The sequence below is a fragment of the Streptomyces sp. NPDC024017 genome (genome assembly GCF_040638895.1).
Classification (GTDB): Bacteria; Actinomycetota; Actinomycetes; order Streptomycetales; family Streptomycetaceae; genus Streptomyces.
On the sequence record NZ_JBEZYZ010000013.1, the window covers coordinates 152,220 to 165,292 of the forward strand.

Here is a 13,073-nt window from a genome sequence, read left to right on the forward strand (position 1 = left end):
CCAGTCTGTTACCGGCGGGTAGTCGAAGTCAACTCCTACCGACCGGTCGGCACCCGTCCGGCGTCCTGGGCATGCTTCAGTGTTACTTTGCGCAGGCGTCATCGAAACAGCACGGGTGGGGAGAGATCATGGACACCACGCAGCGGACCGATCAGCAAAGGTCCGCCGACCGCCGTCGGCGTGAGCTGCTGGAGGCCGCCGACCGAGTGGTGCTGCGCGACGGCCCGCAGGCCTCGATGAACGCGATCGCGGCGGAAGCCGGCATCACCAAGCCGATTCTCTACCGGCACTTCGGCGACAAGGGCGGACTTTACGCGGCCCTTGCCAAGCGGCACACCGACGCCCTGCTGGACTCGCTGCGGGCCGCGCTGGACGCGCCGGCGGACCGACGGGAGCGGGTCGAGGCGACGTTGGACACCTACCTCGCGGCGATCGAGGCGCGGCCCCAGGTGTACCGGTTCCTGATGCACCCGGCGGAGGGGGGCCAGCCGGGGGACCCGGGGTTCGATGTCGGCAAGCACAGTGCGCCGTTGCTGCGGCGGATGGGCGAGGAGCTGGCCCAGGTCATCGAGGAGCGGCTGGATCTCGGGCCGGGCGGACAGCAGCTGGCACGGGTGTGGGGGCACGGGATCGTCGGCATGATGCATGCCGCCGGGGACTGGTGGCTGGGGGAACGGCCGTGCTCCCGTGCGGAGTTGGTGCGGAGTCTGGCGGATCTTTTGTGGGGGCGTCTTGCTGCGGCCGGGGACAGGGTCGGGGGTCCGGGGTTCTGACCGTTGTGGTTCGGCTGACCGCCCGTGGGGGTTGTTCGCGCCCACGCGGCGGAGCCGCATGTCGACACAGCCCCGCGCCCCTGAGGCCATGACGCTCAGGCACTCCAAGGAGCCCTGGCCACTTGGCGCATCAGCCTGCGGTGGCGCCAGCCGCTCAGGTGGTCCGCGTAGACGCGGCCCTCCAGGTGGTCGTACTCGTGCTGGAGGCAGCGGGCGAAGAAGCCCGTGCCGTGGACGGTGATCGGGTCCCCGGTCACCGTGAAGCCCTCCACCACCGCGTGGTCGTGGCGTTCGGTGCCCGCTTCCAGCCCCGGCAGGGACAGGCAGCCCTCCGGGCCCCGGATCACCACGCCGTCCCTTTCGGTCATCCGGGGATTGATCACATGGCCCACATGGCGGACGTCCTCGTCGTCCGGGCAGTCGTATACGAAGACCCGCAGGGGCTCGCCGACCTGGTTGGCGGCGAGTCCGACGCCCTGGGCGGCGTACATGGTCGCGAACAAGTCCTCGACGAGCCGGGCCAGTTCGGGGCCGAAGTCGGTGACCTCCGCGCAGGGTGCGTGCAGGAGCGGATCGCCGTGCAGGGTGAGGGGTCTCACGCGGCCGTGGGCGCCGGGGATGGAGCTGTGTCGCATGGCGGCAAGAGTAAGGTCCTGTCGGTCCGCGCCTCCCACACGAGTTCGCCACAGTGCCGCGGTTCGGGAGTGCGAATGGATCTCGATAGGCTGAGGTCCACACCACGTGGCCGTCAGGCTTCAAGGCGCGGCGCGTACGCAAGGAGGATCGAGAACTGATGGCAGGCAACTCGGACCCGCTCTCGCCGCGGGCCAAGCTGGCCGTGACCGCGGGCAAGGCGGTCGCGGCGGCATCGCGCGCCGCAGGGCGCGGCAGCGGTTCGGTGATCGGCGGCCGGGTCGCGCTCAAACTCGACCCCGACCTCCTCGCCCGGCTCGCCCAGAACCTGGACGTGATCCTGGTCTCCGCGACGAACGGCAAGACCACCACCACCCGGCTCATCGCCGAGGCCCTGCGCGCGGCGGGACCCGTCGTCTCCAACGCGCTCGGCGCCAACATGCCGGCCGGCATCACCTCGGCCCTCGCCGGCAGCTCGGACGCCCGCTACGGCGTCATCGAGGTCGACGAGAAGTACCTGGCCGGCGTCGCCCGGGACACCGCCCCGAAGTGCATCGCCCTGCTCAACCTCTCGCGCGACCAGCTCGACCGCGCCGCCGAGACCCGCATGCTCGCCGAGAACTGGCGGGAGGGACTCGCGGGTTCCAAGGCCGTGGTCGTGGCCAACTGCGACGACCCGCTGGTGGTGTGGGCGGCGTCGTCCTCCCCCAATGTGATCTGGGTCGCAGCGGGGCAGATGTGGAAGGACGACGCCTGGTCCTGCCCGTCGTGCGGTGGCGTGATGCAGCGCCCGGGCGACGACTGGTTCTGCGGCGAGTGCGGCTTCCGCCGTCCGACGCCGAGCTGGGCGCTCTCCGGCGACCACGTGCTCGACCCGCACGGCTCGGCCTGGCCGATCCACCTCCAGCTGCCCGGCCGCGCCAACAAGGCCAACGCCGCCTCCTCGGCCGCCGTCGCCGCCGTGTTCGGGGTGCCGCCGCAGGTCGCGCTGGAGCGCATGTACCAGGTGCAGGCGGTGGCCGGGCGCTACGACATCGTCCAGTTCCAGGGCCGTGACCTGCGACTGCTGCTCGCGAAGAACCCGGCCGGCTGGCTGGAGACGTTCTCCCTGATCGACCCGCCGCCCACGCCGGTCATCCTCTCGGTGAACGCGCGCGGAGCCGACGGCACCGACACCTCCTGGCTGTGGGACGTCGACTACACGCGGCTGACCGGCCACCCGATCTGCGTCGTCGGCGACCGGCGACTGGACCTGGCGGTGCGCCTGGAGGTCGCCGACCAGCACTTCCAGGTCTACGAGAACCTCGACCAGGCCGTGGCGGCGTGCCCGCCGGGGCGCATCGAGGTCATCGCCAACTACACGGCGTTCCAGGACCTCCGCCGCCGCGTCGGCAACTGAGCACGAGACGTCAGGGGACTTTTGTGAGCGACAACCAACTGCGCATCGTCTGGATCTATCCCGACCTGCTCAGCACCTACGGCGACCAGGGCAACGTCCTCGTCGTGCAGCGCCGGGCCCAGCAGCGCGGCCTGGACGTGGCCCGGCTCGACGTGCGCAGCGACCAGCCGATCCCGACCTCCGGCGACATCTACCTGATCGGCGGCGGCGAGGACCGGCCGCAGCGGCTCGCCGCCGAGCGGCTGCGCCGGGACGGCGGACTGCAGCGGGCCGTGGAGAACGGCGCCATCGTGTTCTCCGTGTGCGCCGGCTACCAGATCCTCGGCCACGAGTTCATCAACGACCTCGGCCAGCGCGAGCCCGGCCTCGGGCTGCTGGACGTGGTGTCGGTGCGCGGCGAGGGCGCGCGGTGCGTCGGTGACGTGCTGGGCGACGTCGACGCACGTCTCGGGCTGCCCCCGCTGACCGGCTTCGAGAACCACCAGGGCGTCACCCAGCTCGGCCCCACCGCCCGCCCGCTCGCCCGGGTGCGCTTCGGCAACGGCAACGGCACGGGCGACGGCACGGAGGGCGCGTACAACGACACCGTCTTCGGCACGTACATGCACGGGCCGGTTCTCGCGCGCAACCCGCTGATCGCGGACCTGCTGCTGAAGCTGGCCCTCGACGTCAACGCGCTGCCGCCGACCGACGACCGCTGGTACGAGGCACTCCGCAACGAGCGCATCGCGGCAGCTCAGCAGCCCGCCTAGCCACTCTGGGCAGCGCGCCCGAAGCACGCGTCAACCTGCTGGTCAACAGCCCGTATGACGACCCATCCGCACAGGTGAGCGGTGTCGTCCAGCAGGCGGACGCGTGCTTCGGTCCGGCCCCTCGATGCCGCTAGGGTGGCGGGGATTCCAGCCGGACAACGTGGTCCGGTACCCGGCCCACGTTGAGAAGGTATTTCGGGCTATGCGCATTGGTGTCCTCACGTCCGGCGGCGACTGCCCCGGCCTGAACGCCGTCATCCGGTCCGTCGTGCACCGCGCCGTCGTCGACCACGGCGACGAGGTCATCGGCTTCCGGGACGGCTGGAAGGGCCTCCTGGAGTGCGACTACCTCAAGCTCGACCTCGACGCGGTGGGTGGCATCCTCGCCCGCGGCGGCACGATTCTCGGGTCCTCCCGGGTCCAGCCCTCCCATCTGCGGGACGGTGTGGAACGGGCCAGGGGCCATGTCCAGGAGCTCGGCCTCGACGCGATCATCCCCATCGGCGGCGAGGGCACGCTCAAGGCCGCGCGGCTGATGTCGGACAACGGTCTGCCCATCGTGGGTGTGCCGAAGACCATCGACAACGACATCGCGGTCACGGACGTCACGTTCGGCTTCGACACGGCCGTGGGGGTGGCGACCGAGGCCCTGGACCGGCTGAAGACCACCGCCGAGTCCCACCAGCGGGTCCTGGTGGTCGAGGTCATGGGCCGGCACACCGGCTGGATCGCGCTGCACTCCGGCATGGCGGCCGGCGCGCACGCCATCGTCGTCCCCGAGCGGCCCTTCGACATAGAGGAGCTGACCAGGCGGGTCGGCGAGCGGTTCGAGGCGGGCAAGCGCTTCGCGATCGTGGTGGCGGCGGAGGGGGCGAAGCCCCGCGCCGGGACCATGGAGTTCGACGAGGGCGGCAAGGACATCTACGGGCACGAGCGGTTCGCCGGGATCGCCCGGCAGCTGTCCGTGGAGCTGGAGGGACGGCTGGGGAAGGAAGCCCGGCCGGTGATCCTCGGGCACGTGCAGCGGGGCGGTACGCCGACCGCCTACGACCGGGTGCTGGCCACGCGGTTCGGGTGGCATGCGGTGGAGGCCGTGCACCGGGGTGAGTTCGGGCAGATGACCGCGCTGCGGGGGACCGACATCGTGATGGTGCCGCTCGCCGAGGCCGTGAAGACGCTGAAGACGGTGCCGGAGGACCGGTACGACGAGGCGGAGACCGTTCTCTGAGGCGCACAGCCCCCACGCCCCTGGAACCGCCCCCGGTCGCTTGTGCGGCCGGGGGCGGTTCTAGTCTTGGGGCGGACAACTTGCTGCACACCCCCACGAAACAGGAGCCGGCGGAATGGATCACAGCGGGCACGGCATGACGATGGATCTGCCGCCGTTCACGCTGGGGCGAGGTCTGGAGTGGTCGGCGGACCCGTTCTTCCTCGTCGCCTGCCTGGCCGGGCTGGCCCTGTACGGGTGGGGTGTCGTGCGGCTCGTCCGGCGCGGGGACAAGTGGCCCGTGGGGCGGACGGTCGCCTACGTCCTGGGCGTGCTGAGCATCATGCTCATGATGTGCACCCAGCTGAACGACTACGGCATGGTCATGTTCAGCGTGCACATGGTGCAGCACATGGTCATCAGCATGGTGTCGCCCATCCTCATCCTGCTCGGGGCACCGATCACGCTGGCGCTGCGGGCGCTGCCGACCGCCGGGCGGGGCCGCAAGGGGCCGCGTGAGCTGCTGCTCATGTTCCTGCACAGCCGGTACATGCGGATCATCACGCACCCGGCGTTCACGATCCCGCTGTTCATCGCGAGCCTCTACGGGCTGTACTTCACGCCTCTCTTCGACACCCTGATGGGCTCCAAGGCGGGGCACATCGCGATGATGCTGCACTTCCTCGCCGTCGGCCTGGTGTTCTTCTGGCCGATCATGGGCGTGGACCCGGGCCCGCACCGCCCCGGCTACCTGATGCGGATGCTGGAGCTGTTCGCGGGCATGCCGTTCCACGCGTTCTTCGGGATCGCGCTGATGATGGCGTCCGAGCCGATGGTCGAGACGTTCAAGAACCCGCCCGCCTCGCTCGGCATCGAGGCGCTCTCCGACCAGAACGCGGCGGGCGGCATCGCCTGGGCGTTCAGCGAGATCCCCTCGGTGCTGGTGCTGGTGGCCCTGCTGTTCCAGTGGTACGCCTCTGACCAGCGGCAGGCCAGGCGCACCGACCGGGCCGCCGACCGCGACGGGGACAAGGAACTGGAGGCGTACAACGCCTATCTGGCCTCGCTGAACACACAGGGGCGCTGAAGACCTCTTCGGTACGGGCCGTGCGCGCCGGGCGTCCGCCGGGCACCATAAAGGGACCGAACCATGAGGAGGGTGTTGCGATGCCCGGTTCCACGCGCGGTTCCAACTCGACGAAGACCATGGGAGCGCTCACATTGGGCGGGCTGGTCGTGGTGACGGCCTACACGGTGGCGCTCGGGAGCAACGGCTGGCTGTGGTTCGGCTGGGTCGTCCTGGGTTTGATCACCCTGGGGCTGGTGGTCACGACGCGCGGCACCTGACGGCTCACTCCCGGGGCAGCCGGCCCGCCGAGTGCACGCCCGGCTGGTACTTCGGGAGCCGCACGGTGATCTTCATGCCCGCGCCCACGGCGGTCTCGATGACGAGGCCGTAGTCGTCGCCGTAGACCTGGCGGAGCCGGTCGTCGACGTTGGAGAGGCCGATGCCGCCCGAGGGGCTGACCTCGCGGGCCAGGATGCGGCGGAGCAGGCCGGGGTCCATGCCGGCACCGTCGTCCTCGATGACGACGAGGGCCTCGGCGCCCGCGTCCTGGGCGGTGATCTGGATGTGGCACTTGCCCGAGGGCACGGCCTTGCCCTCCAGGCCGTGCTTGACGGCGTTCTCCACGAGCGGCTGCAGGCAGAGGAACGGCAGGGTCACCGGCAGCACCTCCGGGGCTATCTGGAGGGTGACGGAGAGGCGGTCGCCGAAGCGTGCCCGCACGAGCGCCAGGTAGTGGTCGATGGCGTGCAGTTCCTCGGCGAGGGTCGTGAAGTCGCCGTGCCGGCGGAACGAGTAGCGGGTGAAGTCGGCGAATTCGAGGAGCAGTTCGCGGGCGCGCTCGGGGTCGGTGCGGACGAACGAGGCGATCACCGCGAGCGAGTTGAAGATGAAGTGCGGGGAGATCTGGGCCCGCAGCGCCTTGATCTCGGCCTCGATGAGGCGGGTGCGGGACTGGTCGAGATCGGCCAGTTCCAGCTGGACCGAGACCCAGCGGGCGACCTCGCCGGCGGCCCGGACGAGCACCGCCGACTCGCGGGGCGCGCAAGCGACCAGGGCGCCGTGCACCCGGTCGTCGACGGTGAGCGGGGCGACGACCGCCCAGCGCACCGAGCAGTCGAGGCTGTCGCAGGTGAGCCGGAAGGCCTCGCCGCGGCCCGTCTCCAGGGGCCCCGCGAGGCGTTCCATGATCTCGGAGCGGTGGTGGGCGCCGTCGCCGTCCCAGACCAGGACCTGCCCCCGGTCGGTGAGGCAGAGGGCGTCCGTGCCGAGCAGGGAGCGCAGCTTGCGGGCGGACTTGCGGGCGGTCTCCTCCGTCAGGCCGGACCGGAGCGGGGGCGCGGCGAGCGACGCCGTGTGCAGGGTCTCGAAGGTGGCGTGCTCGACGGGGGTGCCTAGGCCGGCGAGGCTCTTGGCCCGTGCGGTGCGCCGACCGAGCCAGACCCCCAGGGCGAGCACCGGGAGCACGGCGACGCACAGGCCCGCCAGGAAGCCGCTCATGCCGTCACCTCCGTGCGCAGTTCCTCGGGCAGGTGGAACCGGGCCAGGACCGCCGCGGTGCCGGGCGGGACCCGGCCGGGGGTGGCCAGGGAGACCAGGATCATGGTGAGGAAGCCCAGCGGCACCGACCACAGGGCGGGCCAGGCGAGCAGGGCGTGCAGGTCGGCGCCCTCGCCCGGGTAGCCCGCCATGGTCGCGGCGACGGCCAGCAGGGCGGAGCCGCCGCCGACCAGCATCCCGGCCGCGGCGCCGGGCGGGGTCAGCCGCCGCCACCAGATGCCGAGGACGAGCAGCGGGCAGAACGAGGACGCCGAGACGGCGAAGGCGAGCCCCACGGCGTCGGCGACCGGCAGCCCGCCGACCAGGACGCTCGCCACGAGGGGCACGGCCATGGCGAGGACCGTCCCGAGCCGGAAGTGCCGTACGCCCCGGGACGGGAGCACGTCCTGGGTGAGGACGCCCGCGACCGCCATGGTCAGGCCCGAGGCCGTGGACAGGAACGCGGCGAAGGCTCCCCCGGCGACCAGCGCGCCCAGCAGGTCGCCGCCCACTCCCCCGATCATGCGGTCGGGCAGCAGGAGGACGGCGGCGTCCGGGTCGCCGGTGAGGGTGAGTTCGGGGGCGTAGAGGCGGCCGAGGGCGCCGTAGACGGGTGGCAGCAGGTAGAAGGCGCCGATCAGGCCGAGGACCGCGACGGTGGTGCGGCGGGCGGCGACTCCGTGCGGGCTGGTGTAGAAGCGGACCACGACGTGCGGCAGGCCCATGGTGCCGAGGAACGTGGCGAGGATCAGCCCGTAGGTGGCGTACAGCGGGCGTTCCTCGCGGCTCTCGGCCTGCGACGGGGACAGGTCGCCGCCGCCGCTGCGCTCGGCCCGGGGGACGGGGGCGCCCGCGGCGAAGGTGAGGCGGGTGCCGCTGTCGATGCGGTGGGTGCCGGCGGGGAGCTCCAGGCGGGTGCCGGTGTGCGTCCGGCCGTCGACGGTACCGGTCACCGTGACGCTCAGGGGCCGGTCGAGGGTGAGGTCGATGCTGTCGTCGACGCGGACGACGCGCTGCTCGCGGAAGGTGGCCGGTTCGTCGAAGGCGTGCCGGGGTGCTCCGTCACTCTGCCAGGTGAGGATCAGGAACAGGGCGGGCACGAGGAGGGCGGTGAGTTTCAGCCAGTACTGGAAGGCCTGGACGAAGGTGATGCTGCGCATGCCGCCGGCGGCGACGATGGCGGTCACGACGACGGCGACGATCACTCCGCCGAGCCAGTCGGGCGCCCCGGTCAGCACGGTCAGGGTCAGTCCGGCGCCCTGGAGCTGGGGCAGCAGGTACAGCCAGCCGACACCGACGACGAAGGCGCCGGCCAGCCGTCGCACCGCCTGGGAGGCGAGGCGGGCCTCGGCGAAGTCGGGGAGCGTGTAGGCGCCGGAGCGGCGCAGCGGGGCGGCGACGAAGAGCAGCAGGACCAGGTAGCCGGCGGTGTAGCCGACCGGGTACCAGAGCATGTCGGGGCCCTGGACCAGGACGAGTCCCGCTATGCCCAGGAAGGAGGCGGCGGAGAGGTACTCGCCGCTGATGGCGGCGGCGTTGAGGCGGGGTCCGACGGTGCGGGAGGCGACGTAGAAGTCGGAGGTGGTGCGAGAGATGCGCAGGCCGAAGGCGCCGACGAGGACCGTCGCGACGACGACGAGGGCGACGGCGGGGACGGCGTAGCTGGAGTTCATCGGTGGGGCTTCAGCGGTCTTCGACGAGGCGTACGAAGTCGCGTTCGTTGCGCTCGGCCCGGCGGACGTACCAGCGGGCGAGCAGGACCAGGGGGGCGTAGAGGCCGAAGCCGAGGACGGCCCATTCCAGACGGCGGGCGTCCGGCATCGCCGCGAAGAGCAGCGGGAGCGGGCCGACGAGCAGGCCGAGGATCGCGAACACGGTGAGGGCGGCGCGCAGTTGGGTGCGCATCAGGGAGCGGACGTAGGTGTGGCCGAGGGTGGTCTGCTCGTCGATCTCGGTGCGCGGGCGGTAGTAGCCGGAGGAGGCCTGGGGGTACCGCCCGCGCGAGCGGAGCCGAGCGTGTGGGAGGGGCTGCCGGGGCGGGCCGGTGACGACGACGCGGCGTTCGGTGTGGTCCTGGGGCACTGGTCACGGCCTCCTCATGAGCAGGTCGCGCAGTTCGCGCGTGTGGCGCCGGCTGACCTGGAGTTCCTCGGAGCCGACGAGGACGCTGACGGTGCCCGCGTCGAGGCGGAGTTCGCCGATGTGGCGCAGGGCGACGAGGTGGCGGCGGTGGATGCGGACGAAGCCGCGGGTGCGCCAGCGTTCCTCCAGGGTGGACAGCGGGATGCGCACCAGGTGGCTGCCCTTGTCGGTGTGCAGGCGGGCGTAGTCGCCCTGGGCCTCGACGTGGGTGATGTCGTCGACGGCGACGAAGCGGGTCACGCCGCCGAGCTCGACGGGTATGTGGTCGGGGTCGGGCTCGCTCACGGGTATGCGGGGCGTCGCACCGCGCAGTTCGGCGGCCCGGCGGACGGCCTCGGCGAGGCGCTCCTTGCGCACGGGTTTGAGGACGTAGTCGACGGCCTTGAGGTCGAAGGCCTGCACGGCGAAGTCCTCGTGGGCGGTGACGAACACGACGAGCGGCGGCCGGGCGAACCCGGTGAGCAGCCGGGCCAGGTCGAGGCCGTCGAGGCCGGGCATCTGGATGTCGAGGAAGACGACGTCGATGGCCTCCGGCCCGCCCGGGCCGGACTCCAGGGCGCGGTTCATGCGGCGCAGCGCCTCGGTCGCGTCGCCGGCGCCCTCCGCGCTGCCGATGCGGGGGTCGGCGTGCAGGAGGTAGAGCAGCTCCTCCAGGGAGGGGCGTTCGTCGTCGACAGCCAGGGCACGCAGCATGAACGTGGAGTGTAGGGGTGTTCCGTACGTCTGGACATGTGCCGGGGCGGACGTCCGCGCTGGACACGGTGCCCGCGCCGGGCCGGGCGCGGGCCGGGGTGCCGGTGGATACAGTGCCCGCATGAACAGCAGGTCCACGCCGTTCGACGAACTCGACCGGAAGATCATCACCGCGTTGATGGCGAACGCCAGGACGTCGTTCGCCGAGATCGGCACGGCGATCGGGCTGTCGGCCACGGCGGTCAAGCGGCGGGTCGACCGCTTGCGCGAGACGGGCGTGATCACCGGGTTCTCCGCGACCGTGAAGCCGTCGGCGCTGGGCTGGCGCACGGAGGCCTACGTCGAGGTGTACTGCGAGGGCGCGGCCCCGCCGCGGCGGCTGGCCGAGGTCGTGCGCGACTACCCGGAGATCGCCGCGGCGATGACCGTGACCGGCGGCGCCGACGCGCTGCTGCACGTGCGGGCGCGGGACGTGGACCACTTCGAGGAGGTGCTGGAGCGGATCCGGCAGGAGCCGTTCATCCGGAAGACGATCAGCGTGATGGTGCTGTCCCATCTGCTGCCGGAGAGCCCGGAGGCGGGCGCGAGCCAGCCGGCCCCGGAGGGTGCTCCGGGCGGCGCAGCAGACGAGCGCTGAGCAGCCGGAAGACGCAGCGTTCCTGCGCGAACACGCAGCCTTTGTTTCTTGTCGTCCACCTCCGTCAGTTCCTACCGTTGTGTCCATCATCAGTCACACACCGTGAGGAAGCGGAGGGACCCCTCTGTGCCCGACTCCCGTGTGCCGCGCCGGCGGCGCTACCTCGTCTGCGAACCCAGACATTTCGCCGTGCAGTACGCGATCAATCCGTGGATGCATCCCGACGAACCCGTCGACGTCATCCGCGCCCTGGACCAGTGGCAGGCGCTGGTCGACACCTACCGGGCCCACGGCCATACCGTGGACAGTGTGAAACCCGTTCCCGGCCTGCCCGACATGGTTTTCGCCGCGAACGCGGCGGTCGTCGTCGACGGCCGCGTCTTCGGCTCGCTCTTCCACGCGCCCGAGCGCCGTCCCGAATCCGTGCCCTTCGAGGCGTGGTTCAAGGCGGCGGGCTACGAGGTGTACCACCCCGAGTCGGTGTGCGAGGGCGAGGGCGACCTGGTGCCGGCCGGCCGCTGGATCCTGGCCGGGACGGGTTTCCGTACGACCCGGGAGGCCCACAGCGAGGTGCAGGAGTACTTCGGGAGGCCGGTGATCAGCCTGACGCTGGTGGATCCGTACTTCTACCACCTGGACACGGCGCTGTTCGTCCTCGACGAGGGGCACGACGGGAACATCGTCTACTACCCCGAGGCGTTCTCGCCGGGCAGCCGGGAGGTGCTGGCCCGGCTGTACCCGGACGCGGTGCTCGCGACCCGCGAGGACGCGATGGCGTTCGGGCTCAATTCCGTCTCCGACGGGCGCCACGTGTTCATCTCACCGGGGGCGACGAGCCTGGCCGAACAGCTGGCCGGCCGCGGCTACGTCCCCGTCCCCGTCGACCTGTCCGAGTTCCAGAAGGCCGGTGGCGGCATCAAGTGCTGCACCCAGGAGATCCGGGAGATCCGCTCATGACCGCACCCGTCCGCACCGAGGACTCGCAGGGGGCGCGGGGCTCGCAGCCGCCCCGCGGCTCGCAGGAGCTGATCCGCGCGGAGGAGCCGGTCCTCGCGCACAACTACCACCCCCTGCCGGTGGTCGTCGCCCGCGCCGAGGGCACGTGGTTGGAGGACGTGGAGGGGCGGCGTTACCTCGACATGCTGGCCGGCTACTCGGCCCTCAACTTCGGCCACCGGCACCCGGCGCTGATCGAGGCGGCCCATCGTCAGCTCGACCGGCTGACCCTCACCTCGCGTGCCTTCCACAACGACCGGCTCGCCGAGTTCGCGGAGCGGCTGGCCGCGCTGACCGGCATGGACATGGTGCTGCCCATGAACACCGGCGCGGAGGCGGTGGAGAGCGGGGTGAAGGTGGCCCGCAAGTGGGCCTACGACGTCAAGGGCGTGCCGGCCGACCGGGCGACGATCGTGGTCGCGGCGGACAACTTCCACGGGCGTACGACGACGATCGTCAGCTTCTCCACGGACGAGACGGCCCGGGCGGGCTTCGGGCCCTTCACGCCGGGTTTCCGGGTGGTGCCGTACAACGACCTGGCCGCGATGGAGGCGGCGGTCGACGAGACGACGGCGGCGGTGCTGATCGAGCCGATCCAGGGTGAGGCGGGGGTGATCATTCCCGACGACGGATATCTGGCCGGCGTGCGGGAGCTGACCCGCCGCAAGGGCTGTCTGTTCATCGCCGACGAGATCCAGTCCGGGCTCGGCCGCACGGGCCGCACGCTGGCGGTCGAGCACGAGCCGGTGGTACCGGACGTGCTGCTGCTGGGCAAGGCGCTGGGCGGCGGCATCGTGCCGGTGTCGGCGGTGGTGGGGCGCCGGGAGGTGCTCGGGGTGCTGCACCCGGGCGAGCACGGCTCCACCTTCGGCGGCAATCCGCTGGCGGCGGCGGTCGGTACGGCGGTGGTGGAGCTGCTGGAGACGGGCGAGTTCCAGCGCCGGGCGGCCGAGCTGGGCGTGATCCTGCGCGACGGTCTGACGGGGCTGGTCGGCAAGGGCGTGGTCGGCTTCCGGTCGCGGGGCCTGTGGGCGGGCGTCGACGTCGACCCCGCGCTGGGCACCGGCCGCGAGATCAGCGAGCGCCTCATGCGGGAGGGAGTCCTGGCGAAGGACACCCACGGCTCCACGATCCGCCTGGCACCGCCGCTCACCATCACGGGCGAGGAGCTGATGGGGGCGCTCGCGGCGCTGGAGAAGGCACTGGGCTGAGCTCACCGGGAGCGGGAGCCGAGGC

The 13,073-nt window shown here is 71.7% G+C and carries 14 protein-coding genes; 9 read left to right on the plus strand and 5 right to left on the minus strand.

Going from position 1 to position 13,073, the window contains the following annotated elements:
- Nucleotides 1-128: 128 nt before the first annotated feature.
- Entirely contained in the window at nucleotides 129-773 is a 645-nt protein-coding gene (locus AB0G20_RS31415) for a TetR family transcriptional regulator (RefSeq protein WP_309096359.1), read from the plus strand.
- A gap of 95 nt (nucleotides 774-868) precedes the next feature.
- Here AB0G20_RS31415 and def read toward each other — a convergent pair whose 3' ends face one another.
- A complete protein-coding gene (def, locus tag AB0G20_RS31420; RefSeq protein ID WP_361308214.1) occupies nucleotides 869-1,408 on the minus strand; it encodes a peptide deformylase in 540 nt (179 codons plus the stop codon).
- Nucleotides 1,409-1,566: 158 nt separating this feature from the next.
- Here def and AB0G20_RS31425 point away from each other — a divergent pair, with 158 nt between their 5' ends.
- The 5 genes from AB0G20_RS31425 (at nucleotide 1,567) to AB0G20_RS31445 (ending at nucleotide 6,111) form a co-directional block, all read left to right on the plus strand.
- Entirely contained in the window at nucleotides 1,567-2,805 is a 1,239-nt protein-coding gene (locus AB0G20_RS31425) for a MurT ligase domain-containing protein (RefSeq protein WP_097215311.1), read from the plus strand.
- 23 nt (nucleotides 2,806-2,828) lie between these two features.
- Complete coding sequence (locus AB0G20_RS31430) at nucleotides 2,829-3,557, plus strand: glutamine amidotransferase (protein WP_361308217.1); 729 nt, start codon at nucleotides 2,829-2,831, stop codon at nucleotides 3,555-3,557.
- Between the two features lie 202 nt (nucleotides 3,558-3,759).
- Complete coding sequence (locus tag AB0G20_RS31435) at nucleotides 3,760-4,785, plus strand: 6-phosphofructokinase (protein ID WP_361308219.1); 1,026 nt, start codon at nucleotides 3,760-3,762, stop codon at nucleotides 4,783-4,785.
- 115 nt (nucleotides 4,786-4,900) lie between these two features.
- Nucleotides 4,901-5,851 carry a cytochrome c oxidase assembly protein gene (locus AB0G20_RS31440; RefSeq protein ID WP_361308221.1) on the plus strand — a complete coding sequence of 317 codons (951 nt, stop codon included), beginning with the start codon at nucleotides 4,901-4,903 and terminating at the stop codon, nucleotides 5,849-5,851.
- A gap of 80 nt (nucleotides 5,852-5,931) precedes the next feature.
- Entirely contained in the window at nucleotides 5,932-6,111 is a 180-nt protein-coding gene (locus tag AB0G20_RS31445) for a hypothetical protein (protein WP_361308223.1), read from the plus strand.
- Nucleotides 6,112-6,115: 4 nt separating this feature from the next.
- On the opposite strand, the gene AB0G20_RS31450 is transcribed toward AB0G20_RS31445, so the two are convergent.
- From AB0G20_RS31450 to AB0G20_RS31465, 4 genes are read right to left on the minus strand one after another with little or no spacing between them, the layout of a single operon-like run.
- The gene (locus tag AB0G20_RS31450; RefSeq protein ID WP_361308225.1) at nucleotides 6,116-7,330 is read right to left on the minus strand and encodes a histidine kinase; all 1,215 of its coding nucleotides are present in this window, start codon (nucleotides 7,328-7,330) and stop codon (nucleotides 6,116-6,118) included.
- Nucleotides 7,327-9,042 carry a cation acetate symporter gene (locus AB0G20_RS31455; RefSeq protein WP_361308227.1) on the minus strand — a complete coding sequence of 572 codons (1,716 nt, stop codon included), beginning with the start codon at nucleotides 9,040-9,042 and terminating at the stop codon, nucleotides 7,327-7,329. Before AB0G20_RS31455 ends, AB0G20_RS31450 begins: the two co-directional genes overlap by 4 nt.
- A gap of 10 nt (nucleotides 9,043-9,052) precedes the next feature.
- A complete protein-coding gene (locus AB0G20_RS31460; protein WP_361308229.1) occupies nucleotides 9,053-9,451 on the minus strand; it encodes a hypothetical protein in 399 nt (132 codons plus the stop codon).
- A 3-nt stretch (nucleotides 9,452-9,454) separates the two neighbouring features.
- Nucleotides 9,455-10,204 (minus strand): LytTR family DNA-binding domain-containing protein, encoded by a 750-nt coding sequence (locus AB0G20_RS31465; protein ID WP_361308231.1) that lies wholly within the window; start codon nucleotides 10,202-10,204, stop codon nucleotides 9,455-9,457.
- 121 nt (nucleotides 10,205-10,325) lie between these two features.
- Between AB0G20_RS31465 and AB0G20_RS31470 the strand changes: the two genes are divergently transcribed.
- From AB0G20_RS31470 to rocD, 3 genes are all read left to right on the plus strand, one after another.
- Nucleotides 10,326-10,841, plus strand: coding sequence for an Lrp/AsnC family transcriptional regulator (locus tag AB0G20_RS31470; RefSeq protein WP_361308233.1), 516 nt, complete (start codon nucleotides 10,326-10,328; stop codon nucleotides 10,839-10,841).
- Nucleotides 10,842-10,967: 126 nt separating this feature from the next.
- Nucleotides 10,968-11,798, plus strand: a complete 831-nt coding sequence (gene ddaH / locus AB0G20_RS31475) for a dimethylargininase (RefSeq protein WP_361308235.1) — start codon at nucleotides 10,968-10,970, stop codon at nucleotides 11,796-11,798.
- On the plus strand, nucleotides 11,795-13,048 hold the full coding sequence (gene rocD / locus AB0G20_RS31480) for an ornithine--oxo-acid transaminase (protein ID WP_361308237.1): 1,254 nt from the start codon (nucleotides 11,795-11,797) through the stop codon (nucleotides 13,046-13,048). The genes ddaH and rocD overlap by 4 nt, the downstream gene beginning before the upstream one ends.
- Nucleotides 13,049-13,073 lie beyond the last annotated feature (25 nt).